This is a genomic window from Dietzia timorensis (assembly GCF_020742175.1).
In the GTDB taxonomy this organism is placed as follows: Bacteria; Actinomycetota; Actinomycetes; order Mycobacteriales; family Mycobacteriaceae; genus Dietzia; species Dietzia timorensis_A.
Genome location: NZ_DYXM01000050.1, coordinates 1 through 24,248, shown reverse-complemented (window position 1 = coordinate 24,248; position 24,248 = coordinate 1). Strand labels below are relative to the sequence as shown.

At 65.8% G+C, this 24,248-nt stretch carries 24 protein-coding genes and 1 tRNA gene; 15 read left to right on the top strand and 10 right to left on the bottom strand.

Features of this window, described 5'->3' with window-relative positions; genetic code table 11:
- The first annotated feature begins 137 nt into the window (after positions 1-137).
- Positions 138-2,081, top strand: coding sequence for an aconitate hydratase (locus tag K8V11_RS02445; protein ID WP_303910626.1), 1,944 nt, complete (start codon positions 138-140; stop codon positions 2,079-2,081).
- Positions 2,082-2,257: 176 nt separating this feature from the next.
- Here K8V11_RS02445 and K8V11_RS02440 read toward each other — a convergent pair whose 3' ends face one another.
- Entirely contained in the window at positions 2,258-3,562 is a 1,305-nt protein-coding gene (locus K8V11_RS02440) for a PQQ-binding-like beta-propeller repeat protein (protein ID WP_303910625.1), read from the bottom strand.
- 175 nt (positions 3,563-3,737) lie between these two features.
- Positions 3,738-4,268, bottom strand: coding sequence for a DinB family protein (locus K8V11_RS02435; RefSeq protein WP_303910624.1), 531 nt, complete (start codon positions 4,266-4,268; stop codon positions 3,738-3,740).
- Positions 4,269-4,499: 231 nt separating this feature from the next.
- On the opposite strand from K8V11_RS02435, the gene K8V11_RS02430 reads away from it, so the two are divergent.
- Positions 4,500-5,348: an arylamine N-acetyltransferase gene (locus tag K8V11_RS02430; protein ID WP_303910623.1), complete on the top strand. Its 849-nt coding sequence runs from the start codon at positions 4,500-4,502 to the stop codon at positions 5,346-5,348.
- A 23-nt stretch (positions 5,349-5,371) separates the two neighbouring features.
- Here the strand turns inward: K8V11_RS02430 and K8V11_RS02425 are convergent, their stop codons facing one another.
- The 3 genes from K8V11_RS02425 to K8V11_RS02415 all read right to left on the bottom strand — a co-directional run bounded on the left by K8V11_RS02425 (position 5,372) and on the right by K8V11_RS02415 (position 7,329).
- Complete coding sequence (locus K8V11_RS02425) at positions 5,372-5,854, bottom strand: DinB family protein (protein WP_303910622.1); 483 nt, start codon at positions 5,852-5,854, stop codon at positions 5,372-5,374.
- A gap of 36 nt (positions 5,855-5,890) precedes the next feature.
- The gene (locus K8V11_RS02420; RefSeq protein ID WP_303910621.1) at positions 5,891-6,211 is read right to left on the bottom strand and encodes a DUF2853 family protein; all 321 of its coding nucleotides are present in this window, start codon (positions 6,209-6,211) and stop codon (positions 5,891-5,893) included.
- 257 nt (positions 6,212-6,468) lie between these two features.
- On the bottom strand, positions 6,469-7,329 hold the full coding sequence (locus K8V11_RS02415; RefSeq protein WP_303910620.1) for a hypothetical protein: 861 nt from the start codon (positions 7,327-7,329) through the stop codon (positions 6,469-6,471).
- Between the two features lie 178 nt (positions 7,330-7,507).
- Here K8V11_RS02415 and K8V11_RS02410 point away from each other — a divergent pair, with 178 nt between their 5' ends.
- Positions 7,508-8,254, top strand: coding sequence for a 1-acyl-sn-glycerol-3-phosphate acyltransferase (locus K8V11_RS02410; protein WP_303910619.1), 747 nt, complete (start codon positions 7,508-7,510; stop codon positions 8,252-8,254).
- Between the two features lie 86 nt (positions 8,255-8,340).
- On the opposite strand, the gene K8V11_RS02405 is transcribed toward K8V11_RS02410, so the two are convergent.
- A tRNA-Leu gene (locus K8V11_RS02405) sits at positions 8,341-8,423 on the bottom strand.
- Positions 8,424-8,729: 306 nt separating this feature from the next.
- On the opposite strand from K8V11_RS02405, the gene K8V11_RS02400 reads away from it, so the two are divergent.
- From K8V11_RS02400 to pknB, 7 genes are all read left to right on the top strand, one after another.
- Positions 8,730-9,683, top strand: coding sequence for a DUF3662 and FHA domain-containing protein (locus K8V11_RS02400; protein ID WP_303910618.1), 954 nt, complete (start codon positions 8,730-8,732; stop codon positions 9,681-9,683).
- Positions 9,684-9,887: 204 nt separating this feature from the next.
- Positions 9,888-10,349 (top strand): FHA domain-containing protein, encoded by a 462-nt coding sequence (locus K8V11_RS02395; protein ID WP_303910617.1) that lies wholly within the window; start codon positions 9,888-9,890, stop codon positions 10,347-10,349.
- Positions 10,346-11,899: a PP2C family serine/threonine-protein phosphatase gene (locus K8V11_RS02390; RefSeq protein ID WP_303910616.1), complete on the top strand. Its 1,554-nt coding sequence runs from the start codon at positions 10,346-10,348 to the stop codon at positions 11,897-11,899. Before K8V11_RS02395 ends, K8V11_RS02390 begins: the two co-directional genes overlap by 4 nt.
- A 12-nt stretch (positions 11,900-11,911) precedes the next feature.
- A complete protein-coding gene (locus K8V11_RS02385; RefSeq protein ID WP_303910615.1) occupies positions 11,912-13,324 on the top strand; it encodes an FtsW/RodA/SpoVE family cell cycle protein in 1,413 nt (470 codons plus the stop codon).
- On the top strand, positions 13,321-14,790 hold the full coding sequence (locus tag K8V11_RS02380; protein ID WP_303910614.1) for a penicillin-binding transpeptidase domain-containing protein: 1,470 nt from the start codon (positions 13,321-13,323) through the stop codon (positions 14,788-14,790). Before K8V11_RS02385 ends, K8V11_RS02380 begins: the two co-directional genes overlap by 4 nt.
- Positions 14,787-16,298, top strand: coding sequence for a serine/threonine-protein kinase (locus tag K8V11_RS02375; RefSeq protein ID WP_303910613.1), 1,512 nt, complete (start codon positions 14,787-14,789; stop codon positions 16,296-16,298). The genes K8V11_RS02380 and K8V11_RS02375 overlap by 4 nt, the downstream gene beginning before the upstream one ends.
- Complete coding sequence (gene pknB, locus K8V11_RS02370; RefSeq protein WP_303910612.1) at positions 16,295-18,340, top strand: Stk1 family PASTA domain-containing Ser/Thr kinase; 2,046 nt, start codon at positions 16,295-16,297, stop codon at positions 18,338-18,340. The genes K8V11_RS02375 and pknB overlap by 4 nt, the downstream gene beginning before the upstream one ends.
- A gap of 13 nt (positions 18,341-18,353) precedes the next feature.
- On the opposite strand, the gene K8V11_RS02365 is transcribed toward pknB, so the two are convergent.
- The gene (locus tag K8V11_RS02365; protein ID WP_303910611.1) at positions 18,354-19,049 is read right to left on the bottom strand and encodes a gamma-glutamyl-gamma-aminobutyrate hydrolase family protein; all 696 of its coding nucleotides are present in this window, start codon (positions 19,047-19,049) and stop codon (positions 18,354-18,356) included.
- A gap of 137 nt (positions 19,050-19,186) precedes the next feature.
- Here K8V11_RS02365 and crgA point away from each other — a divergent pair, with 137 nt between their 5' ends.
- Both crgA and K8V11_RS02355 read left to right on the top strand, forming a co-directional pair.
- Positions 19,187-19,459 (top strand): cell division protein CrgA, encoded by a 273-nt coding sequence (gene crgA / locus K8V11_RS02360; protein ID WP_303910610.1) that lies wholly within the window; start codon positions 19,187-19,189, stop codon positions 19,457-19,459.
- A 473-nt stretch (positions 19,460-19,932) separates the two neighbouring features.
- Positions 19,933-20,460, top strand: a complete 528-nt coding sequence (locus K8V11_RS02355; protein ID WP_303910609.1) for a PH domain-containing protein — start codon at positions 19,933-19,935, stop codon at positions 20,458-20,460.
- 30 nt (positions 20,461-20,490) lie between these two features.
- Here the strand turns inward: K8V11_RS02355 and K8V11_RS02350 are convergent, their stop codons facing one another.
- Together K8V11_RS02350 and K8V11_RS02345 are read right to left on the bottom strand one after the other, a co-directional pair.
- Positions 20,491-21,228 (bottom strand): rhomboid family intramembrane serine protease, encoded by a 738-nt coding sequence (locus K8V11_RS02350; RefSeq protein ID WP_303910608.1) that lies wholly within the window; start codon positions 21,226-21,228, stop codon positions 20,491-20,493.
- Entirely contained in the window at positions 21,229-21,753 is a 525-nt protein-coding gene (locus K8V11_RS02345; RefSeq protein WP_303910607.1) for a peptidylprolyl isomerase, read from the bottom strand.
- Between the two features lie 186 nt (positions 21,754-21,939).
- On the opposite strand from K8V11_RS02345, the gene K8V11_RS02340 reads away from it, so the two are divergent.
- From K8V11_RS02340 to K8V11_RS02330, 3 genes are read left to right on the top strand one after another with little or no spacing between them, the layout of a single operon-like run.
- Positions 21,940-22,509, top strand: coding sequence for a class I SAM-dependent methyltransferase (locus K8V11_RS02340; RefSeq protein ID WP_303910606.1), 570 nt, complete (start codon positions 21,940-21,942; stop codon positions 22,507-22,509).
- Positions 22,510-22,545: 36 nt separating this feature from the next.
- On the top strand, positions 22,546-23,001 hold the full coding sequence (locus K8V11_RS02335) for a GNAT family N-acetyltransferase (RefSeq protein ID WP_303910605.1): 456 nt from the start codon (positions 22,546-22,548) through the stop codon (positions 22,999-23,001).
- Positions 23,002-23,018: 17 nt separating this feature from the next.
- A complete protein-coding gene (locus K8V11_RS02330; RefSeq protein ID WP_303910604.1) occupies positions 23,019-23,768 on the top strand; it encodes an MBL fold metallo-hydrolase in 750 nt (249 codons plus the stop codon).
- A 53-nt stretch (positions 23,769-23,821) separates the two neighbouring features.
- Here the strand turns inward: K8V11_RS02330 and K8V11_RS02325 are convergent.
- A partial coding sequence (locus K8V11_RS02325) for an ABC transporter substrate-binding protein (RefSeq protein WP_303910603.1) occupies positions 23,822-24,248 on the bottom strand: 427 nt, incomplete at its 5' end.

Here is a 24,248-nt window from a genome sequence, read left to right as displayed (position 1 = left end):
GCCATACCTTGGTCCGACCGCGCCCGACCGGGGGCGATGCCGCCGCCACTTATGGCAGCCGCTCGTCGATCCGACCTAGGCTGGTGTGAGGTCGCTCACGTATTTTCGTGGGTTCGAGGTATTGGGAGGAAAATCTGATGCCAAAGAACGTCGCCGAAAAATTGATTTCGTCCCATCTTGTCGATGGGGAAATGAAGCCCGGGGCCGAACTCGGCCTCCGCGTCGATCAAACGCTCACGCAGGACGCCACCGGAACGATGGTCATGCTCGAGCTGGAGGCCCTCGGCCTCGATCGAATCCGCACCGATCTATCAGTTCAGTACGTGGATCACAACCTATTGCAGACCGATGAGAAGAATCCGGACGACCATGCATTCCTGCAGTCGGCGGCCGAGCGATTCGGCCTCTGGTTCTCCAAGCCGGGCAATGGTGTTTCCCATCCCGTCCACCAAGCCCACTTCGGCAAGCCCGGTGTCGTGCTCATCGGCTCGGATTCCCACACCTGTGCCGCAGGCGCGATGGGAATGCTCGCCATCGGCGTCGGTGGGCTCGAGATCGCGATGGCGATGGCCGGGCAGCCACTCTATGTGGGCGCTCCCGAGATCTGGGGCGTCGAGCTCACCGGCGAGATGCCGGATTGGGTGTCGGCCAAGGACGTCGTTTTGGAGATGCTGCGCCGGCACGGCGTGAGCGGCGGTGTCGGCCGGATCATCGAATACCACGGTCCGGGACTCAAGCACCTGACGGCGATGGACCGCCATGTGATCGCGAACATGGGCGCCGAACTCGGTGCCACCGCAACCGTCTTTCCCGCCGACGATGCCGCCAAGAGCTACCTCGAAGCGGTCGGCCGCCCAGACGATTTCACGCGGATCGAGGCAGATGAGGGCGCAACGTATGACGTCGAGGAATCGATCGACCTTTCCACCGTCGTACCGCTCATTGCTCGTCCGTCCTCGCCGGGCAACGTCGTCCCGGTCTCCGAGGTCGGTGACGAGGACGTGAGTCAGATCGTCGTCGGCTCCTCGGCCAACCCGGGCCTACGTGACTTCGCCGCAGCAGCGGAGATTCTCGCCGGACAGCAGGCGAACAAGAATGTCTCCGTCGACATCAATCCCTCATCCCGTGAGGTTCTCGCCGACATGATCGCAGGAGGCTGGCTCACCTCGCTGGTGAGCGCCGGAGCGAGGATTCACCAGTCCGGCTGTATGGGTTGTATCGGTATGGGCCAAGCGCCGGCCACCGGCCAGAATTCGCTTCGAACGATGCCGCGCAACTTCCCAGGACGCTCGGGAACGGAGGAGGATTCGGTGTGGCTGTGCTCGCCGGAGACTGCCGCCGCATCGGCGCTCACCGGCAAGATAACCGACCCGCGGACGCTAGCCGACAGCCACGGCATCAAGGCCCCGCACCCGACCATGCCGGAACGCTACTCCCAGTTGAAGGACATGTTGCAGGCTCCGCTTCCCGCGGAGCAGGCGCAACAGGTGGAGCTGGTCAAGGGCCCGAACATCTCGACATTGCCCGACTTCGACCCGATCCCAGACCGCTTTTCCGCGCCGGTCGTACTCAAGGCCGGAAACGACGTGTCCACGGACGAGATTCTCCCGGCAGGTTCGCGCGTGCTGCCCTTCCGCAGCAACATCCCCAAGATCGCCGAGTTCGCCTTCACGCGGATCGACGGCGACTACCCCAAGCGAGCCCGCGAGGCCGGTTCGGCGCATGTCGTACTCGCCGGGAAAAACTATGGCCAGGGATCCTCGCGCGAGCACGCCGTCATCGCCCCGCGGTACTTGGGTTTACGTGCTGTCATCGCGGTATCTTTCGCCAGGATCCACTGGCAGAACCTCGCCAACTTCGGCGTCCTGGCGCTCGAGTTCGATGATCCATCGGACTTGGAACGCGCGGAGCAAGGTGAGCAGGTCGAATTCACCGACCTGCGGGATGCGCTGCAATCGGGTACCCAATTGACGGTGAAGATCGGTGACCGCGAAGTGGCCGTGCACCATCGCCTGTCCGATCGTCAGGTTCAAATGGTCCTCGCCGGCGGCAGAATCCCACTCGTCGCACAGGAGATGTAGTTAACCTCTGCCAACGGAAGACACGGCTCAGATCCCGCCGGCAGCATTGTCACGAACGAGGCAGCTGCGCCACCCTCGCGGTCGGCGCAGCTGCCCTTTTCCGATTGCTTCTTTCGGAACCGGTCTCAAGTACCCAACCGGCGACGGTGATCGGTGCGAGCGGAAAGCCGGTACGGCTAATATGCGGCGTCCAGCGACCCCGCGTCGAGGCCGAGAGAACCACCGATCTCGAACGCGGACCCGCTGGATCCCGCCGCCGAACCCGAGACACCTGGGACGGTGAATTCGGGAATCTCCTCTAGTGGTGTGAAGTAGACCCGCTTGTTCTGGCTCGGAACGACGAGGGTGTCGTCGACGATGATCGGCCCTGCTGGGGCCAGCGCGCCCTCGAGCTGCAGCTTGCCCGTGATCGCCCCCGTGGCGACGTCGAGCCGGAAGACGTATCCGGACGTCGTCGAGAAGTATGCATCGTTGCCGTCGATGACCGGAGCACCCTTGATCGCGCCGACCGGATTGCGCCACAACTGTTTACCGGTGTGCAGATCGAATGCGTAGGCGGCGCTCGTCGTCGGGCTGCCGACAAATACCTTTCCGCCGTCGATGGTCGGTGCGCCGGAGCGGTTATTTGTCGGTGCGGGCCCGGTTCCGAGGGACTTTCGCCACAGCTCCGCGCCTGACTTTTCGTCCATGGCGACGATGGTGTGCTCTTCCCGCTCACCTGAGCTTCCGGGAACGCGTACCGCGTTGGCCGTCGTCACCACGATTCCCTCGTCCACGGCGGGTGGGACGTCGTCGAGACCACGGTTGAACTCGGGGAACTCATGCGACCACGCGAATTTATCGGTGGCGGTGTCGTAGGAGAAGAACGAGTACGGAGCGGGAGAGCCGGCTCCGAAGAACAGCTTGCCGTCGTGTTCGGCGGGCGAGGACATGCTCACGACGTGCCCGATATCGGTGCGATGCAGCTCGTCTCCGCTCGCGGGATCGATCTTGTAGAGGGTCCGGTCTCCGGTGACGGCGTACACCGCTCCGTTAACCACGACCGGGGTGGGCATGACTTCTCCCACCGTGTCGAATCGCCACAGTTGCTTGCCGGTGTCCGCGTCGAGCGCGAGCACTCCGCTCTCGCCGGAACCACGCACTCCGGGTATTTCCTCGTGGGCGAAGCGGTTACCGAATCCAACGAAGATGGTTCCGTCCGCGTAGATCATCTCCGAGTGCACCCAGTTGGGCGCCTGCTCACTCCAGAGCTCGTCACCGGTGGCGAGGTCGAAAGCTTGCAGCGCTCCTGTGCCGTGGTTGCCGACGAACATCTTCCCGTTGGCGATTACCGGGGTCGAGCGGACCTCGTCTGCGGTGTCCACGCCGTCGTCGAGGAGGTCGTCGAGCCCGCTGTCCACGTGCGCGTTCTTGGTGGGCGCATAGCGATATTGGGTCCAGTCGCCTTCGGCAGCCGAGGCGATTCCTGCTCCGAGCGCCATGGCAGCGCACGAAAGGATTGTGACGGGAAAAATTCCGAGCTTTTGACGGTGAGAAAGACGCATACCGGACAATCTAAGCGATATCTCACGTTTTCTTTGACTAATTGTCAGATCCCTCGGTACGTCTCGTTTTCCACCCCGTGGAGACGGACTACGGGCACGAGTTACCAGGTGCTCAGGGAACCTCCGGCATCCCGGCGACGTAGGCGGCCTGTCCGACATGTTGCGCGGCGTCGTCGATGGCGCTGATGACTCGCACGCCGAGAGTCACCGGCGGGTCCCAGCTTTCGTCGATGACGCGGTCGAGGTCGTCCTCTCCTAGGGTGCCGATCCACTCCGACGTCATCCGGAAAACTGCGTCGAAGTACTCGCGCAGCAGTGCCTTGCCGTCCCCGGTCTCCGGAACGCGCACCGAGCGCGCCGCGGAGTCGTTCTGACCGAGCCCCATGTCCTCGTAGCCGAGGTCGGCATCACCGAGGTCGAAACGCCGGTCGAAGCCCTGCGAAGTCCACACCTGCTCGACACCGGCGAGCGGCGCGATCTGCGCGTCGGTCTCGCGCGCCGCGTGCCAGATGAGCCACGCCACCGAGTTCGGATGGCCGCCCGGGTGCGCGTTGAGCGCCGCGGGATCCAGGTTCTCCCAGTAGTAGTCGGCGGCCTGCCCCGGCCGCGCCGCCAGATCCTTGAGCACCTCGAGGGAATTCATCCCTCCATCGTGGACCCATTCGCCACCGTTCGTACACCCCCGAACCTCGAGAGCGCGTTCAACGCGGCGAATAACTACCGAGCCAGGAACTGTTCGCGCAGGATCTCGGCGGCGCGATGATGCTCGACGAGAAACGCGTCGAGGAGCGTCCGCTCATCCGAAACTACGACATTCATGCTGGTAGCCATGTTTCAGGACGTTACCGCAGTGCCACAGATTAGACTCGGCAAAATGAGCACCTCCCCTACCGAAGACACCCGATTCGGCGAGGGCCCGTCGTGGCACACCGAGGACTTCGACATCCCTGCCTACCTCGCGGCGACGGGCGCCGAGCACCTCGGCGGCGCGCCGGCGACTGTGGACGCGCTGACGGAGCTTCACAAGGCGCACGTCCACACGTTCCCGTTCGCCAACGTCGACATCCTCCTCGGCACGCGGCACGGGGTAGCGCCGCGCGACGTGCAGGACCGGCTCGTCCGCCGTCACCGTGGGGGTTATTGTTTCGACCACGCCCAGATCTTCGCGGCCGCCGCGGAGCACCTCGGCTTCGAGGTCACGCGACATCTCGGCCGCGTGCACTCCGAGCACAACTCGCGGACGCACATGACCGTGATGGCCCGGATCGACGGCGAGCGTTGGCTGTGCGATCCGGGATTCGGCTTCTCTCTCAGCACTCCGATTCTCGTCGCCGACGGCGCCGAGTCCTCCGGCGCGGGCCGGACCTTCACCCTCAGCGAGGCCGGCGAGGGTGCGAGTCGGCGGTGGAGCCTGTGGCGTGACGGCGAACTTCAGCACGTCACCGACGAGCTGCCCGTATGGCCTGTCGACGTGGTTGAGGGCGACTTGTTTGCCTCCACACACCCATCGGCACCGTTCCCGAATCACCTCATGTGCATGCGCCACACCGACGCCGGTCACGTCACACTCACCGAAACCACGCGCACGGATCGCCCCTCCGGTGGGATGACGTCGCACGCCGAAATCGGCCCCGACGACGTGCTCGCCGGCCTCGAAGAACTGGGTATCTCGCTCGACAATTCCGAGAGCTCGCAGCTCCGCGAGTGGCTCCAGGCGCGCTGACACGGAGCCAGGCACCGACCCGCTCAGCGATTGAGGAGCTGCTCGCGCAGGATTTCGGCGTGGCCGACATGCTGCGCCGTCTCGCGGATGCAGTGGACCATGATCCAGCGAAGCGTCATCTCTCCGCGCCAGTTTCCGGAGACGATATCGCCGAGCCCCATCGAAGCAACGGCCTTGCGAGAGGCATCGCACGCGGCGAGGTAGCCGTCCCGGATGGAGTCGATGGTGTCCTCCGGCGCGAGCAGAAACGATTCCGAGGCGTCCGCGGGTAGGCCGAGCTCGGTCCGGTACACGCCCGTGATCGCCTCGACGAACCACACCTTCTCTACAAATGTCAGGTGTTTGAGAAGCCCGAGCAGCGTCGTATCGGACGCGACGAGACGCTCGCGCACCTGCTCCTCGCCGAGCCCGTCAAGCATCCCAGCTGCGCCGCGACGATGCTCGTCGAGAAACGCGTCGAGGAGCGTCCGCTCATCCGAGACAACGACGTCCATGCTGGTAGCCATGTCGAGAACGCTACAGCGCCCCGACGCGCGTGAAAACTACTTGAACACGCTCAACTTGTCGTGCTTCTCGGCGAGAAGGTAGTAGACCGCGAGCCGACCGTTCTTTCCACCGTCCTTCATCTTCTCCCCGACCGCCTTGATCGACTCGTCGAGCTTGTCGTCGGAGTCTTTCAGGCCGAGCTTCTTCTTGAGGAAGTTTTCGCGAACCGTCTTGAGCTCATCCGGATCGGAGAACGACACATAGGCGGCGTCGGGCTTACTCAGCGCAAGCTTGTAGGTGGAGAGCATCTTCTCCAGCACCGCATCATCAGCCTTCGGGGCGTACTTCTTGACGTCGGCAATCCAATCAACAGCCATGGTCAGCTCCTTCGAATGGTTGAGATGGACCAGCAGTTTCGCGTGGTCTGCGGTCACGATATGCCCGAGAGACGAACCCAACAATGCATTAGACAAGGAATCACGATATTCATGCGGGATTCACAGCACGAGCACAATATTCGCCCCTAAACCCGCTGGTTAAGGCATTCCTCACCAAGATTTCCTCATCGGCTCGTTAAGCCGCGCCCATCCGCAGCACTCAATGAGGCTCCCCCCTCGGTTCGAGGACCGGATGCTCACACGCCGAGGTCGTCGAAAATCTCGCGCATGACGGCGGACGTCCGCGCACCCCACTCTTTCCGGGGCGGCGCATGAGGTGGCTTCTCGCCACGTCGCGCGGCCAGCGCGACGTCGATGATCTCGGTGTGCTGCGGGAATATCTCCCGCGCCCGGCGGCCGGCCTCGTCCTTGGAAATGATGTCGCCAATGGTGATCGTCGCGTGCATGCGTGCGGGCCCACACACCAACCAGGCCACGTTGCCGGGCGTGAGCGGGCGCCGGCGTACATCGAGCCCATCGGCGAGCGGCAGCCAGTAGCTGCGCAGATTCTTTCTCGTCCATTCCGCGACCGCGTCCGGTTCCGGAAACAACCCCCACCTGGAAACCTCCGGTCCGCGTAACGCTATCCCGCCGCCGACGAGCTCCGACCACATCACCGGATTCACGTCGAAGGACCGTCCGGCGACGAACTGTTCGCCGACGTGCGAGGCCACCGGCCGGATTTCCGAGACCGGACGTCCGACGTCAGAAGCCCAGATAAAGGAGGTATTGCAGGTGGCGCTGGTACCAAAGCCGCGCACGACGCGCCCGGCGACGCGGGGGAACTGGGACAGGTGCAGGAGGCGAAGGCGCGGAATCAGAGTTCGGCGGCCGCGCCACTTGTCGTCAACCACGGCAACAAGATCGATATCGCTGACGCCTTCTCGGTATGCCCCGAGCGCAAGCGATCCGGTGGCAGCACACGCGGTGATACCTCCGGGCAAGAGCCTGTCGGCGGCACGCAGATAGGCGTAGGTCGCACGCGCAACCTCGCGAGGAATCGGAAGCACGCCGACACGATAGCCGACGGCGACGGCGTACGGCGCGAGCTTCCTCACGCGGAACCAGAGTCGCTGCGTCGGAGATAATCACGATGTGGAAACTCGCCTTGAAAGATCCGAATGTACGATAATCAGCTCGGAACGGTAGATCCCGGGGCGAGCGCCCCGAGCGAGTTGCGAGGAACCCAACTACTTGGTCGCTGCACGGCCGGGTCGGAAAACGGAGCAGAGGACATTGACGAATAAGACGTACTGGGTGTTGAAGAACTTGGTCATCGGCCCGGTATTGCACGTATACAATCGCCCGTTCTCGCGTGGCCTCGACAAGATCCCCTCGACCGGCCCCGCAATGCTCGCCTCGAATCATCTCGCCGTGATGGATTCGTTCTATCTCCCGCTGCTTACCCCGAGGCAGATCACCTTCCTCGCGAAAAAGGAATACTTCACCGGAACCGGCCTGTCCGGTGCGGTGCAGAAGTGGTTCTTCACCTCGGTTGGCCAGGTGCCGATAGATCGTTCCGACAAGGAATCGCAAAGCGCCGCGATGGCCACAGGCCTTCGCGTGCTCGAACGCGGCGAACTTCACGGTATGTACCCGGAAGGCACACGCTCCCCCGACGGCCGCCTCTATCGGGGCAAGACCGGCGCCGCGCGCACGGCACTCAAGGCCGATGTCCCCGTGTATCCGGTGGCGATGATCGACACGCACAAGGCCAATCCGATCGGTTCGTGGATACCACGGCCGCATAAGTGCGGTCTCGTGGTCGGCGACCCGCTCTATCCTGCCGATTTCCGCGATGCCGGAGACGACTACGCCCAGGCCAGGGCGCTCACAGATGCGATCATGGAGCGCCTGGCCGAGCTGGGCGGGCAAGAATACGTCAAGGACTTCTACGCTGCCGACGTGAAGGCGGCGCTCGAAAAGGGCGAGGGCTACCCCGAGGGCTCCGAACCCGGCAAGGGCCAGGTCCTGGGCAACTAAACGACTCCCTACAAAAGAAGAAAGGAGCCCGAATGGACTGATCCGATTCGGGCTCCTTACAGTTCTGGACTCGAACTGCTCAAGTGTGCGCGAGGGGGGACTTGAACCCCCACGTCCCGAAGGACACTGGCACCTGAAGCCAGCGCGTCTGCCATTCCGCCACTCGCGCGCGAACGCTCCGGCAACTGCAGCGATACAGGGGCCGAACGAACCCAGCCAAAGTAGCATTTTGGCTTAGTCAAATCGAAATCGCGAAGTATTCAAGGCGAGAAAAATCGCTCCCACCTGCAGTGGAGGGGATGACGTCGCAGCGCGGAAGCCCGCTGGAGTGCCGATTTTTCGACTGTACACCTAATATGGAGCACTCAGGATAGTCCGACGACGAGCAGGCTGATGCTCTAGCGAGCACGCCCGCGAGCACCACCGCGGCACCCGAGGGTGCAGCGTCGACCAGACCTTATGAAGGAGGCGAGACGTGGGGATTGTCTCGAGATTCGAGCGCACCCTTCAAAGTGCGGTGGGCGATACATTCGCCCGCGTCTTCGGCGGCAACGTTGTCGCCTCCGAGATCGAGTCCGCGCTGCAGCAGCAGGCGCAGACCGCAGTACGCACCGTCGGCGGACGTCGACTCGCGCCGAACGACTACACCATCACCCTCGGCGAATCGGACTACAAGCAGTTCGCCGAAGAAGAGCAGCTGGCAGTCAAAACCTTTTCCAAGCACCTTGCCGACTTCATCGCCGAGCAGGGCTGGGAGACCGAGGGGCCGGTTTCCGTGCGCCTTGTACAACGCTCGGCGCTTCACACCGGCCAGTTTCGCGCTGACGGCGCGGTGGCGCCTCCGCGAATCCAAGGGGCCCCGTCGTCATACGCGGGCAATGCACAAGACGGGGGCAGCGGAGTCCAGGCCTCGGTGCCCGGTTGGTACGGACCGGGTGGGCACGGGGGTGTCGAACCACAGGCGCAGCCGCCGGGCCAAGCTCAGGCCCCAGCCCAGGCCTACGATCCGATGGCGCCGACCGAGCAGGGCTGGCGCCAGGACGATCGCACCGCCGGGGCCGGGGGCGCGCGCTCTGCCGAGTCCTACGACGTGCACTACGGGAATGCCGGCGGTGCGCCCGCCGGCCCCAGCGCGGGTGCGGCAAGCGGGGTGACCCTCGTGCTCGAGGACGGCTCCGGCCGCACATTCCGTCTGAGCAGGGGCTCGAACCTGCTGGGTCGAGGGCAGGATGCGCACTTCCGCCTTCCCGACACCGGAGTTTCGCGCCAGCACGTCGACGTCAATTACGACGGCCAGCGCGCCGTGCTGTCCGATCTCGGTTCGACCAACGGCACAACCGTGAACGGCGGACCGGTCCAAGATTGGCAACTCGCAGACGGTGACGTCATCCGTATGGGACACTCGGAGATTCTGGTGCGATTCGGGTAGCTCCGACTCTGCCGGTATCGCACCCGTGACCTGGACCAAATGGCCAGGGGGCGCGCCAGAGCGCCTCCGCCCCCTACTATCGAGTTAGCACATCGGACCATCACGCACCGGTGCCACTTGGCTTCCGGCACTTCGGTACGTGGCCACCGAACGCGCTACGCTACTGCGCAACAATCCTGGACACATTGGAAGGAGGGACCGCCCATGCAAGGACTTATCCTTCAGCTTTCGCGCGGCCTGCTCCTGGTTCTGCTGTGGCTGTTCATCTACCTCGTGTTGCGCTCGCTGCGGCGCGACATTCTCGCGGTGAGCGGCGGCCCGGCACATTCGGGCCCCATCGCGCGCGAGCGCGGCGGCATGTTCAATCGGTCCCGGGCGATCCGGCACCTCGTGGTCACCGAAGGCGCACTTGCGGGTACGCGAATCACGCTCGGGGACCAACCCGTCCTGCTGGGTAGGGCACCGAACTCGACGCTCGTGATCGAGGACGACTACGCCTCCAACCAACACGCCCGCCTCGTGCCGAACGGGCCCGACTGGTTCCTCGAGGACCTCGGCTCCACCAACGGCACCTATTTGGACAGGACGAAGGTCACTACTTCTGTGAAGGTCCCCCAAGGCACACCGGTGCGCATCGGCACCACGACGATTGAGTTGCGCTCGTGAGTTTCGCGCTGGATTTCTTCGCCAGGTCCGACCTCGGCCTGGTTCGAGACAACAACGAGGATTCGGCTTTCGCCGGCCCGCGCCTTCTCGCGCTCGCGGACGGCATGGGCGGGCACGCCGCGGGCGAGGTCGCCTCGCAGCTGATGATCGGCGCACTGTCCCCCCTCGACGAGGACGAGCCCGGCTCGGACTTGACCGGCGCACTGGCCCAGGCGATGCACGCCGGCAACGACTCGATCGCCGCCTCCGTGAAGGAGGACTCGCGCCGCGAGGGCATGGGCTGCACGCTCACCGCCCTTCTCTTCGACGGTCGCCGCGTCGGTCTTCTCCACGTCGGCGACTCGCGCGCCTACCTCCTGCGTGACGGCGAGCTGTCCCAGATCACCCGCGACGACACCTTCGTGCAGTCGATGGTCGACGAGGGCCGTCTCTCCGCAGACGAGGCACACTCGCATCCACAGCGCTCCCTTATCCTCAAGGCCCTCACAGGTCAGGAGGTCGAGCCGACGACGGCGGTGCGCGAGGTGCGCAAAGGCGACCGCTACCTGCTGTGCTCCGATGGACTCTCGGATCCCGTGAGCGAATCGACGATCCGCGAGACACTCGGCACGGGAACTCCCGAAGAGGCCGTCGACAAGCTGATCTCCCTGGCTCTCCGGTCCGGAGGACCGGACAACGTCTCCGTCGTCGTTGGCGAGGTCGTCGAGGAAAGCGCCGCGACCCCGGCGCGGCCGATCGTCGTCGGCGCCGCCTCCTCCGAGTCCACCGACTCGATCCTCGTGACCGACTCCGCGGCGGCACGCGCGGCAGCGTTCGCCCGCTCGCAGCGCGGCGTCGGCACACCGAAGGACTCACCGGACGACTCAGGCGAGCAGACTGCGAAGGACCAGGCGTCATCGCCCGGAGCTGCAGGTGAAGGGCCGGGAAAAGCTAAGGCCCGCAGCCGCAAGCTGCGGGTTGTGCTGCCGGTTCTGGTCGCCGTACTCGTGGTCGCCATTGGTGCCATAGTCTCGGCGATGCTCATCCGCTCAAACTATTTCGTCGCCACCGACGACAGCCGCGTCGTCGTCAAGCAGGGCATCTCCGGGGAAGTTCTCGGGATTTCGCTGTCCTCGGTCTCCCAGCTCGGATGCCTCGACCCCTCCGGCGCGCTCAGCCTCGTCGACGCCGACGCGGCGCCCGAGGGCTGCAACGTGCTCACCGTGGGCGATCTCCGCAATGGTGCGCGTGCGCAGGTCGAGGGTGGCCTGCCGTCGGGATCGCTCGCCGAGGCCGGCGCGCAGATCAACCGCCTCGCGATGGAAGAGCTCCTCCCGACCTGTGCGCAGGTCGAAGCGGAGGCGCTCGCCGCGGCCACGTCCGCCAATGCAGAACGGACTCCGCCGTCAGACTCCGAACGTCCACCGGAGGACCGCGGGGGCGACGCCCCCGCAGAGAAACCGGCCGAGAACCCCGATGCCGCGCCGGACGAGCAGGCGCCCGCGCCCGCCGCCGGACCCGACGCGCAACCGGCGGCCTCCCCCGGCGTCAATTGCAGGGCGGTGAACTAGACCGTGTCCAACGTGCTGGATTCCATTCGCCAGCGGCGAGAGGCGGGCAACGTAGGAGGCCGCTGGAGCGAGCTCGGCCTTCTGCTGTTCGCCGTGATCATCGTCGGCTTCGCCGCCGCGGTGACGATGATGTCGCTGGAGCAGTCGATCACCGTCGACCTGCTGTGGCTGCTCGCGGGCTACTTCGGGCTGCTCGCGATCGCCCACGCCGCGGTGCGCATTTTCGCGCCGTATTCCGACCCGTACCTGCTGCCATGCGCCGCGCTGCTCAACGGCATCGGGCTGGTCGTGATCTACCGGCTCGACCTCGCCGAACAGGCGATGGACCCCGAGAACGCGTCCTTCGACGTCGTCCGCCAACTGATGTGGACCCTGCTCGGGATCGTCGCGATGCTCGCCACCCTCATCGCGCTGCGCGACCACCGCATTCTCGCGAAGTTCGGCTACACCCTCGGCTTCGCGGGCCTCGTGCTCCTCGCGATCCCGACGATCCTGCCCTCACGATTCTCGGAGATCAACGGCGCAAAGAACTGGATCCTGCTGCCCGGCTTCTCGATCCAGCCCGGCGAGTTCTCGAAGATCCTGCTCATCATCTCGATGGCCGCGATTCTCGTGTCCAAGCGGAGCCTGTTCGCCACCGCCGGCAAGCGCGTATTCGGTCTCGACCTGCCGCGCGCCCGCGACCTCGGCCCGGTCCTGCTCGCGTGGATGCTCTCGCTCGTCGTGCTCGTGTTCAACTCCGATCTCGGCACCAGCCTGCTCATCTTCGCCACCGTCCTGACGATGATCTACACGGCCACCGAGAAGGTGTCCTGGTTGCTCATCGGTCTCGTGCTGTTCGCGATCGGCGCGACGTTCGCCTACTTCACCTTCGGGCACGTGCGCGTGCGTGTGGAGACGTGGATCGACCCGCTCGGCTACTACGACGGCACCGGCTACCAGCTCTCGCAGGGGCTGTTCGGCCTCGCCACCGGCGGCATCGGCGGAACGGGCCTCGGCAACGGGCGCCCCCAGCAGGTGCCGTTCGCCAACACCGACTTCATCACCGCCTCGATCGGCGAGGAGCTCGGGCTCATCGGACTCATCGCCGTGATGCTCGTATACGCGATCTTCATCCTGCGCTCCATCCGCATCGCGCTGTCGGTGCGCGATAGCTTCGGCAAACTCCTCGCCACGGGCCTCGCGTTCACGATCGTCGTGCAGCTTTTCGTCGTCGTCGGCGGCGTCTCGCGGCTTATCCCGATGACGGGCCTGACGATGCCGTTCGTCGCCTACGGCGGCTCCTCGCTGCTCGCGAACTACATCATCCTCGCGATCCTGCTGCGCATCTCCAACGAGGCGCGCACCCCGATGCCGGCCGTCGCCGCTCCGGCGATTCCGCAGGCAGCCCCCTCCCCCGGACCAGGAAGGGGGGCCAGAGCATGAACCGCGCCATCCGCCGCGTCTCCGTCGCCGCCATGGTGATGGTGGTCGCCTTGATGCTCCAGCTCACGAACGTTCAGGTCTTCCAGGCGAACTCGCTCAAGCAGGATCCGCGTAACTCGCGCATGCTGCTCGACGAGTTCTCCCGCCAGCGCGGCCAGATCACCGCGGACGGCCAGGTCCTCGCCGTGAGCACCCCCACCGACGGGCTCATTCCGTGGCAGCGCACCTACCCGGACCCCGACTCCGTGCCATTCGCGCCGGTCGTCGGCTACTACTCGCTGCAGTACGCAACCGCCGGCCTCGAGCAGACCCAGGACTCGTTCCTCAACGGCTCCGACGACCGGCTGTGGTCCGAGCGGCTGCGCGGCTTCCTGTCCGGCCGCACCCCGCAGGGCGGCAACGTCGACCTCACCCTCGAGCCCGCAGGTCAGCACGCCGCCTACGATGCACTGCAGCGCGGCGTCGGCCAGGGCCCACTCACCGGTTCGGTGGCCGCCGTACGCCCGTCGACCGGCGAAATCCTCTCGCTCGCATCGAGCCCCTCGTTCAATCCGAACGACCTCACAAGCGGCGACGACGCCTCCCGCTCCGCCGCGATGGAGCAGCTCTCCTCCGACCCGGGCCAGCCGCTGCTCAACCACGCCACCCAGGTGTCGCTGCCCCCCGGCTCGATCATGAAGGTCATCACCGCGGCCGCCGCACTGGAATCGGGTATGACGCCGGACAGTCCCGTTTCCGGGGCCAACAACACCCTCCTGCCCGGAACGTCGACGTACCTCGAGAACTACGCCGGTTCGACATGCGGCGGAGGGACCACCACGTTCATGAACGCGTTCGCGCTCTCGTGCAACGTGCCGTTCGTCGAGGCCGCTCCGACGATCGGGGAGGAGAAGTTCGCCGACGTCGCCGCGCGGTTCGGCTTCGACGGCAACCCTCCCGACATCGGCATGCCCGCGACCGGCTCCAGCCTCGGCACCATCAGCGACGACGCGCAGTTCGCGATGAGCACGATCGGCCAGTCCGACGTCCGCGCGACGACGCTCGGCGCCGCGATGATGGCGGCGAGCGTGTCCAATAACGGCATGCGGATGAAGCCGCAGTTGATCCGCCGCCTCCAGGCGCCTAACCTTTCGACGGTCGAAGAGATGAAGCCGGAGGAGGCCGGCGAGGCGGTGAGCCCCGAGATCGCCTCGACGCTCACGGACATGATGAAGGCCTCCGAGGCGCACTCGGGCGGCGGCATCCCCGGCGTCGAGATCGCGTCGAAGACAGGCACCGCCGAGCACGGCGAGGGCGACAGCAGCGTCCCCTACACGTGGTACATCGCGTTCGTCCCGGGCAGGGACGTGGCGGTCGCCGTGTGCATCGAAAGCGGACCGGGGATCACCAGCGACACCGTCGGCGCGACGGTCGCGGGACCCATAGGTCGGGAAGTACTCGGAGCACTCCTAGGAGGTGGGCAGTGAACCTGGATATCGGATCGGTCATCGGCGGGCGCTACCGCCTGACCCGACACATAGCAGCAGGCGGCATGGGCCGCGTCTGGGAAGCCCACGACGACGTGCTCGACCGCTACGTCGCCGTCAAGGTGCTGCACCCGCAGTTCTCCGGGGACACCGAGTTCGTCGGCAGGTTCCGCGCGGAGGCGAAGATGACTGCGCGCGTCCAGCACGCGAACGTCGCGCAGGTCTACGACTACGGCGACATCACCGAGGACGCCTCGCAGCCGCTCTCCTACCTCATCATGGAGTTCGTCCGCGGCGAGGCGCTGTCGGAGGTGCTGCGCCGCACCGCCCGCCTGTCCGAGGAGCACACCCTCGACGTGCTCGAGCAGACCGCCCGCGCACTGCAGGCCGCGCACGATCTCGGCCTCGTGCACCGCGACATCAAGCCCGGCAACATCATGATCACTCCCGCCGGTCAGGTGAAGCTCACCGACTTCGGTATCGCCAAGGCAATGGGTGAGGCCGCCGTCACCCAGACGGGGATGATCATCGGCACCGCGCATTACATCTCGCCCGAGCAGGCGATGGGCGAGGACGCCACGCCCGCGGGCGACGTGTATTCGCTCGCCGTTGTGGGCTACGAGTGCCTTGCCGGGCAGCGGCCGTTCAACGCCGACAGCCCGCTGGCGATCGCGATGGCGCACGTACGCGACGAACCCCCGGCCTTGCCGGAGGATGTGTCCCCGCAGCTTCGTCAGCTCATCGCGTACGGGATGGCCAAGGATCCCGCGCAGCGCTACCCGGACGGTGCCTCGTTCGCCGCGTCCGCGGCCGCGGTGCGCGCCGGCCACGACCCGATCCCGCCCATCGGCGCCATCGGCGATCAGGCCACCGAACACTTCAGCAACACCGGGCTCCTCGGCCCGGCCGCGGCCGGCGGGGCGGCAGGCGCGCTCGGCGGCGCCGCGGCGGCCGGCCGGCCGGGTACCCAGCGCATGCCCGGGGTGGCGCCGTCGAACGCGGCGACCGGTCCACGGACCGGGCAGAGCGGCGCGGTCCGGCAGGATCAGCCCGTCGGACGTCAGCAAGCGACGGAGCCGGCACGCCACGAACCCAAGCCCCGTAAACCCGGTGCCGGCTGCATCTTCGGCGCGATCCTTGCGATCCTGCTGGTTGCGGGCGCGGCGGTCGCTGCGATCTGGTTCGTGCAGAACCGCGATTCCGGCACACCGGCCCCGCCGCCGGTGACCTCCACAGTGCAGTCGACTGTGTCCACCGTCGTCCCGCCGCCGGAGCCGGAACCGACCACTCAGCAGCCCGAGCCGACGACGCAGCAGCCCACGACCAGCGAGACCGAGCCGTCGACGACCCAGGAGACGCCCGAGCCAACGGAGCCCGATACCCCGACGGGCCCGAGCGGTCCGACCGGCCCGGGCGGTTCGGGACCGGTGGAGACCGACAGCCCGGCCTACGAACTCGGCCAGGATCTCGGCAACCTGTTCAACGGCGGCGAAGGGGGCGCGCCGTGACCGAGCCCCAGGTCCTCGGCGGCCGCTTCGTCCTCGGTGACGTGCTCGGCTACGGCGGGATGTCCGAAGTGCGACGCGCCACCGACACCGAGCTGGAACGCGACGTGGCCGTGAAGATCATGCGCACCGAGCTCGCTCGCGACGCAACATTCTACGAGCGTTTCCGCCGCGAGGCGCAGAACTCGGCGGTGCTCACGCATCCGTCGATCGTGCGCGTCTTCGACACCGGCGAGGAGCAGGTCGACGGTGCGACCATCCCGTACATCGTGATGGAACTCGTCGACGGCCGGACCCTGCGCGACATCATCCGCACCGACGACGAGGTCGAGCCGAAGCTGGCGCTTGCGATCATGGCGGACGCGTGCGGCGCGCTCGATTTCTCGCACCGCAAGGGAATCGTGCACCGCGACGTCAAACCGGCCAACATCATGGTCACCTCTGACGGCGCCGTGAAGGTGATGGACTTCGGGATCGCGCGCGCGATCAGCGAATACACCTCGACGCTGACCGAGACCTCGGCGGTTCTCGGCACCGCGCAATACCTGTCGCCGGAGCAGGCGCAGGGTCTGCAGGTCGACGGCCGTTCCGACGTGTACTCGGCCGGCTGCGTGCTCTACGAACTGCTCACCGGCCGGCCGCCGTTCGTGGGCGAATCCGCGGTGGCCGTGGCGTACCAGCACGTCAAGGAGGATCCGAGCCCGCCGTCGATGCTGCGGCCGGACCTCGACCCGTACATCGATGCCGTCGTCATGGCGGCGATGAGCAAGAACGTCAACAACCGGTACCTCTCGGCCGGGGAGATGCGCAGCGACCTGCTCAACGTGCTCGCCGGGCGCAAGCCATCTGCACCGATGGTGATGGTTCCCGAGTCCGGGCACGGCGGCGCCGGACCAGCGGCTGCAGGTGCAGCGGGCCTCGGTGCGGCCGCGGGCTACGGTGCCGGCGCCGGAGATATCGACTACGCATCGCCTGGCTCGCTCGGCCAGGAGGACACTTCCGCGGGCGAGACGAATACCCGTCTGCGCGCGCTCGGCGGAGTCCGCGGGAATGGAGACGGCGGCCACGCCGCGGGGGACGCCGCGACTCAGCGCCGCCGGAAAGGTCTGCTCACGGGCGTTGCCGCGCTGGTGGTCATGGCCCTCGTCGGCGGAATGGCGTGGATGGTGTGGGGTCGCGACGACGGCGCCGACGACCCTGCGGTCGCCGAACAGGCGCAGCAGGTCACGGTCCCCGACGTTGCCGGCAAGCCCGGCGAGGAAGCCGTCGCCGAACTCACCGAACTCGGCTTCACGGTCGAAACCCGCGAACAGACAGACCCCGTCGTGCCGAACGGCCAGGTCATCACCACCGACCCGGTGGCCGGGAAGCTCTTGGTACAGGGAGCGACGATCACCGTTGTCGTCTCGACCGGCAAGCGGATGCTCGACGTGCCCTCGGTGACGGGGCAGACCCCCGATGAGGCGCGCCGCACGCTCATCGAGGCCGGGCTCACCGTTGCGAACGAGGACCGCTCAGCGCCCTCGACCCCGGAGGACGAGGGCAAGGTCATTGCGACCGATCCCACCGGGGGCACCTCGATTCCGTTCGATCAGCCGATCCAGCTCACCGTGGGCACCGGTCCCGAGGAGGTGTCGGTGCCCGACGTCGTCGGCCAGTCCGTCGATGCGGCGCGCTCGACGCTGACCTCGCTGGGCTTCCGCGTCGAAACGTCCGAGGTGGATTCGAAGGCGACGGCCAACCGGGTGGTCGATCAATCGACCCCCGCCGGGATCGAGCAGGTCAAGGGTGCGACGATCACGCTGCAGGTATCCCGCGGCAACCGCTTCACGGTGCCGAGCCTGATCAACCTCACCGTCGACGAGGCGGAGGATGCGCTTCGCGCTGCCGGTTGGAAGGGGAGCCCGGATCAGCTGGTGCAGCAGCCGCAGAACGACACGGACATCACCCGCATCGGCAAGATCGCCTCGCAGACTCCGGCGCCCGGCGATGCCGGTGTCAACGACACCATCACCGTGCGGGTCATCCGGCTCGGTCTGCCGTAGCCGCTCGGGGTGTTCAGCGCACCCCGGCGGCCTCGAGCTCGTCGATCAGGCCCGTGCGCGGGGTGAAGCCGCTGATCTCCATCCAGTTCGCGAGCATGCGGTGCCCGTGCGCGCTGGCGACCGATTCCGGGTGGAACTGCACACCATGGATCGGCAGTTCCCGGTGGCGAAGCGACATCAGCGTGCCATCTTCGGTGTGACCCGTCGCCACGAGCTCTTCCGGGAGGGTGTCCGGGGCAACGGTGAGCGAGTGGTAGCGCATCGCCGTGAACGGTGAGGGCATGCCGGCGAGTACGCCGCTGCCGTCGTGGGTGACTTCGCTTGTCTTGCCGTGCATGAGCTGCGGTGCGCGCTCGACCCTCGCACCGAGCTCGGCTCCGATCGCCTGGTGGCCGAGGCACACGCCGAACAGCGGCAGCCCGGTCGCCTTTGCGTGGTGCACGAACGCCGGGGTCGCGCCCGCCATTTCGGGCACACCCGGCCCGGGGCTGAGGAGGACGCCGTCGATGCCGGTGAGGACGTCCGAGAAGCGTTCGGCAACTTCGGCGTCATAGGCCAAGGGGCGGGAGTTGGGGGCAGCCGGCGCCTCCGAGGCGGTGAGGCGCGCATCGTCGTTGCGCCAGACAGAGACCTCGGCGCCGAGCTGGCCCAGGTACTGGACGAGGTTGTAGACGAAGCTGTCGTAGTTATCGACCACCAATACGTGCATAGGTGCAGCATACGTCCCGGCGAGCGCGGCTCGGAATACGCGTGTCGCCCCGGCCTTCCGCTATTGGATACGCCCGCCTCGATGGTAGATTGGGCTCTTAGTAGTAATAGACCCCTAGGGAAGCACGGACAGTACTTATGCCCAAGTCAAAGGTACGGTCGAAGACCGATTACACCCAGGCCGCCGCCGCGAACCGCACGCCGGTCAAGGTCAGCTCGAACCCGACCCCGCGCTGGTACCTGACGATCATGTTCGGCTTTCTTCTCATCGGCCTGCTGTGGCTCGTCACCTATTACCTCATCGGCGACCGCTGGGAGTGGATGGCGAATCTCGGCAACTGGCAGAATTTCGCCATCGGTTTCGGGCTGATGATCATCGGTTTGCTGATGACAATGCGCTGGCGCGGTTAGCTTTTCGGCAGGGCTTCGCCGCTCTACGGAGTTTATCCACAGCTTTATCCACACAAGGCCCCGCAGCTTCTCGGCTGCGGGGTTTTTGCGTATTTCGAGGGCTGTCACGGCCGTCTATTTCGCCAGGTCAGGGTTGAAAACATGAGGCTAGACTCGTGTCTAGATCGATATCCACAGCTCGGCCGCTGCTGTGGATAACCGTCGATTTCGCGGTCCACAGAAGGGCGTTTCGATCAATTTTTCGTCGGCATCATTTCCGCTGGTAGCGATGGACTCTCAGGCTGCGGGGTGAGTTACACCCCTGTGAGTTGTGCACACTGTGGAAACCACCTGTGGATAACTCGCGGTATTACACCGGTGTAATTACTCCACAATGTGGACAGCCCCTGTGGATAACGGACCCCACCCCCACGTGAGAGGTAGGGGAATTACATAGTGGTGCTTAAGGCAAAAGTAAGGAAAGGTGTGGGACTGTGACAACCAATTCCAACGCCGCCGACCTTCCTAACCCCGCTCCCGAGCTCGATACGGAGTGGTCTCCGAAGCTTGCCTACCCCGTGACGATTTCCGTGCTCGGGCTCGTCGGGATCGGCAGCGGCCTGGTCACATTGATCAGCGGTGGAACCACGTTGTCGTCAGCGCTGTTGCTGATTGCGGGCACGATCTTGCTGCTCATGGGCCTCGACCAGTTTCGCCGTACCCCGCGGCTTCAGCTGCTTCCCGATGGTTTGATCTATTTCGGACTGCGCGGCCGTCGTTTCATCGAAAGCGAGCTGGTCCACGAGGTTCGCATCATGCGCGGGCGGCGCCGTGGCGTTGCGGCGTTGGTGCGCATCGAGTATTTCCGCGATTACGCCGAAGCGCAGAAGCAGCGTGAATCCGAAGGCCCGGTAGACGGCGAACTACTTCTTCTTTCGCGCACCGAAATCGGTGGCAATCCCCGGGAGGTCGCCCAGGTGCTCGCCGAGGCCGGCTACGACGTCATCGACGCCACCGGATAGCTCGCGAAACTCCGCCCGACCTGCTCGCGGCTATAAGGCCAGAACATACGCCGCGGCAATACATCCAGCTGTCACGGCGATCCACGCCACAAGCCCGGTGGTGGTCCGTGCTCGCGTGCTTGCGCCGCGCATGAGTAGACCCGGAACCAGCAGGAGTGCCAGCGCGCCAAGCGCGCCGCCGGCGAGCCCGCCGAGGTGGCCGGCAAGCGAGATGCCGGGGACGAACAGCGAGATTCCGACGTTGATGGCGATGAGCACGAGAGCGCCGCTCGCCGAGAGCCGGTAGTAACGGGCCAGCACCGCCCACGCTCCGAGAAGACCGAAGACGCCGCCGGAAGCGCCGGCGACCAGCGAGTCCGGGGTAAAGGCGATGGCGCCGACCGCTCCGCCCACGGCCGAGGTCAGATAAATCGCTGCGAGGTTCTTGCTCCCCACGACGCATTCGATGCCGAGCCCGATGATGAGCAGCATCCACATATTGGCGAAAAGGTGCATCGGCCCGAAGTGTTCGAACGCGCTGCCGAGGATCCTCCACACTTCGCCTTGGCCCACCGACGGAGCGTAGAGAACGGTATCCGCGAACAGCGGGGAGTTCTGCCAATTGTCGCTGAGGCTACGAGACTGAATCGCGGTCACCGCGAAAACGGCGACATTCGCGACGATCAACCATGCCGTCGTGGGATGGAAGCGGAAAAAGCCCCCGGGGCCATTGGGCCTCGGAGGCTGTCCGGAGCGCCGGACGGGCCCGGCGCCGAAGTTCGACGTCATTTACTCCTCGACGTCGATGGAGGAAATAACCACGTCCTCGACCGGCTTGTCCATTGCACCGGTGCGGACCTGCGCAATCTCGTCGACGACCTTCTGCGAGTCGGCGTCCGAGACCTTGCCGAAAATGGTGTGGCGGCCATTGAGGTGCGGAGTCGCACCCACGGTGATGAAGAACTGCGAGCCGTTGGTGCCCGGGCCGCGGTTGGCCATGGCGAGCAGGTACGGCTCGGAGAACTGCAGATCGGGGTGGATCTCGTCGCCGAACTCGAAGCCGGGGCCGCCGGTGCCGCGGCCGTCGGGGTCGCCGCCCTGGATCATGAACCCGCTGATGATGCGGTGGAAGATCGAGCCGTCGTAGAACGGTCCCGAGGTGCCGCCCGACGCATTCGTCGTCGAGTAGTCCTTGGTCCCCTTGGCGAGCCCGACAAAGTTGTCCACGGTCTCCGGAGCGTGGTTGCCGAACAGGTCCACCACGATGTCGCCGTGGTTGGTGTGGAACGTTGCCTTCTTCGTTGCGATAGTCACGTGGCCCAGTTTGCCACAGGATTCGCGCAAACCGTGACCACCTCCGAGCACCCGCCAACATCACGGGCGGCAATCCCGGCAATCCGCAGTTCGGAGACGTATCGGCACGTAGATTGTTCACTACGGGCGCATTTTCCCCGACTGCCCGAGCGCCCCTCGACCTGCCCGGAGGTGCCCATGCCCGCGATGTCGAAAGTCGAATCCGCATTCTGTCGCAGCACCTTGTGGCGCCCGATCGCCTCGGCCACCGCTCGCTTCGCCGGGCGCACCCCTCTGTCGAGGCGCGTCCTAGAACTGGGCTGCGGCGGCGGGGACATCGCGCGCTCGCTCACGAAATCCAAACCCGGCATCACCTACGTCGCCTCCGACGCCGACCCGAAAATGGTCGAACTCGCCCAGCGCCGCCTCGCTGATCGGGAGGACATCACCGTCACCCACGAGGACGCCACCGAGCTCAGCTTCCCCGACGAATCCTTCGACACCGTCGTCAGCTTCCTCATGCTCCACCACATCGTGCAGTGGGAGGCGGCAATCACCGAGGTCGCACGCGTCCTACGCCGGGGCGGCCGTTTTGTGGGTTACGACCTCACCCGCACCGGCGCCAACTCCGCTATGCATAAGTTCGACGGCTCCCAGTACCTGCTCATCACCCCGAGCGAGCTGGCCGAAAGCTTCCGCGCACACGGCCTTGACGCGAAGGTCCGCTCCTTCGGATTCGGACAGGCGATGTCCTTCTCCGCGACGAAACCACGTTGACTCACGAATCCCCGTTAGCGGCGGCACAATAAACACATGGCCTCCCCCACCATCCACGCCGCACCGCTCGCCGATCTCGGTGCTCTCGACGTACACGACCTCTACAAATTGAGAGTCGACGTTTTCGTCCACGAACAGGATTGCCCATACGCCGAAATCGACGAGGTGGATGCCGCCCCCACGACCCTTCACTACCGCGCGCTTTATGACGGCGGGCTTGCCGGAACCCTGAGACTGTTCCCGTCTTCGGCGCACGGCGGCGTGATGCACATCGGGAGAGTCGTGACCTCGCCGCAGTTCCGCGGCCAAGGAGTCGCGGGCCGCCTCATCGAGAAAGCGATCGCCGATGCCGGTGACACGCCCATCGAAATCGGCGCGCAGTCCTACCTCGAGGACTGGTACGGGCGCTTCGGGTTCGTGCGCTGCGGCGACGAGTACCTGGACGAACGCATCCCCCACATCCCCATGCGCCGGGAACCACTGCAGCACTAGGAAAAGGAGCACGCGCCATGTCCGGAAGCATCGACGAGGTCACAAAGGACGTCTTCGTGGCTCGCGGCACCGCCGTCAACTGGGTGATTCTGCGCGAGGGAGACGAGCTGACCCTCGTCGACGGAGGATTCCCCGGCGACCTGAAAAAGGTGTTGACCTCGATCGAGGAGATCGGCCACTCCCCTTCCGACGTGCGGGCGGTGCTCGGCACACATGCCCACGTCGACCACATCGGTGCGTTCGAGTACTTTACCGCGGAGCTCGGTGTGCCCGTGTATATGAGTGCCATCGACGCCTACCACGCCCAAACCGGCGACTTCGAGCAGGCCAAACCTCTCGACCTGGCCAAACGCATCCTCGACCCGCGAATGCTGCCGTGGCTGCTGTCGATCTCCATGGTCGGCGGAGCCTCGCACCCGACGCTTTCGGTCGTGCACAGCCTCGATATGGGCGCCGAGCTCGACGTGCCCGGCCGACCCGTACCCGTGTCGTGTTCTGGCCACAGCTCCGGCCACACGGCGTTCCATCTCCCCGGTGCCGGGGTGCTGCTCGCTGGCGATGCGCTTGCCACCGGCCACCCGTTGTCGCCCCTCAAGGGGCCGCAGCTGTTGCCGGACTTCTTCGCCGCCGATGCGGACGAGGCCGTCCGCGAGCTCGACAACCTGGCCGGGCTCGACGCCGACATCCTCGTCTGCGGCCACGGGGAGCCGTGGAAGGGGACTCCCGCCGACGCCGTCGACCTCGCGAGATCCCTCCACGACGCGTAGACGGACGGCAGCCCGGCGTCACCGGCGAAAATCAGACTCCCGCCCTCTGCGATCTATTCAGCCCATTCGTTGCCGTCGACGCCCAGCTCGGACACCTCGATTCCCGGCTCGACCTGGCTGCCGGGAACGAGATCGTAGGCCTCGAGCCCCTTTCGGACGATCTCGGCCGCATCGATGTTGAGTGGACCAGAGGTCCACATGCCGTAGGGGACGTTGATGAACCGGCCCTCGCGTACCGCGGGGATATCGCGGGTGGCCGGGTTCTCTCGGAGCTGGGCGATCTTCTCGTCGAGCGTGTACATCGGATAGTCGACGAACACGATGGCATCGGCGGGATTCGCTGCGAGGGTTTCCCAGCTCGCGTTCGTCCAACGCTCCTCGACGTCAACAAGAACGTTCTGTCCGCCGGCGGCCTCGACGATGGCGTTCGGCGCGCCGACACCTCCCGGCGCGAACACCCCGTCCGCGGCCGAATCGAAG

What these genes read in the sequence shown, in the direction of transcription:
- K8V11_RS02425 (WP_303910622.1), bottom strand. Translation starts at nt 5,854, where the DNA reads ATGGCTACCAGCATGGACGTCGTTGTCTCGGATGAGCGGACGCTCCTC.
- K8V11_RS02340 (WP_303910606.1), top strand. Translation starts at nt 21,940, where the DNA reads ATGTCGAAAGTCGAATCCGCATTCTGTCGCAGCACCTTGTGGCGCCCG.
- K8V11_RS02440 (WP_303910625.1), bottom strand. Translation starts at nt 3,562, where the DNA reads ATGGCGCTCGGAGCAGGAATCGCCTCGGCTGCCGAAGGCGACTGGACC.
- K8V11_RS02335 (WP_303910605.1), top strand. Translation starts at nt 22,546, where the DNA reads ATGGCCTCCCCCACCATCCACGCCGCACCGCTCGCCGATCTCGGTGCT.
- K8V11_RS02420 (WP_303910621.1), bottom strand. Translation starts at nt 6,211, where the DNA reads ATGGCTGTTGATTGGATTGCCGACGTCAAGAAGTACGCCCCGAAGGCT.
- K8V11_RS02395 (WP_303910617.1), top strand. Translation starts at nt 9,888, where the DNA reads ATGCAAGGACTTATCCTTCAGCTTTCGCGCGGCCTGCTCCTGGTTCTG.
- K8V11_RS02445 (WP_303910626.1), top strand. Translation starts at nt 138, where the DNA reads ATGCCAAAGAACGTCGCCGAAAAATTGATTTCGTCCCATCTTGTCGAT.
- K8V11_RS02430 (WP_303910623.1), top strand. Translation starts at nt 4,500, where the DNA reads ATGAGCACCTCCCCTACCGAAGACACCCGATTCGGCGAGGGCCCGTCG.
- K8V11_RS02350 (WP_303910608.1), bottom strand. Translation starts at nt 21,228, where the DNA reads ATGACGTCGAACTTCGGCGCCGGGCCCGTCCGGCGCTCCGGACAGCCT.
- K8V11_RS02380 (WP_303910614.1), top strand. Translation starts at nt 13,321, where the DNA reads ATGAACCGCGCCATCCGCCGCGTCTCCGTCGCCGCCATGGTGATGGTG.
- crgA (WP_303910610.1), top strand. Translation starts at nt 19,187, where the DNA reads ATGCCCAAGTCAAAGGTACGGTCGAAGACCGATTACACCCAGGCCGCC.
- K8V11_RS02435 (WP_303910624.1), bottom strand. Translation starts at nt 4,268, where the DNA reads ATGAATTCCCTCGAGGTGCTCAAGGATCTGGCGGCGCGGCCGGGGCAG.
- K8V11_RS02330 (WP_303910604.1), top strand. Translation starts at nt 23,019, where the DNA reads ATGTCCGGAAGCATCGACGAGGTCACAAAGGACGTCTTCGTGGCTCGC.
- K8V11_RS02365 (WP_303910611.1), bottom strand. Translation starts at nt 19,049, where the DNA reads ATGCACGTATTGGTGGTCGATAACTACGACAGCTTCGTCTACAACCTC.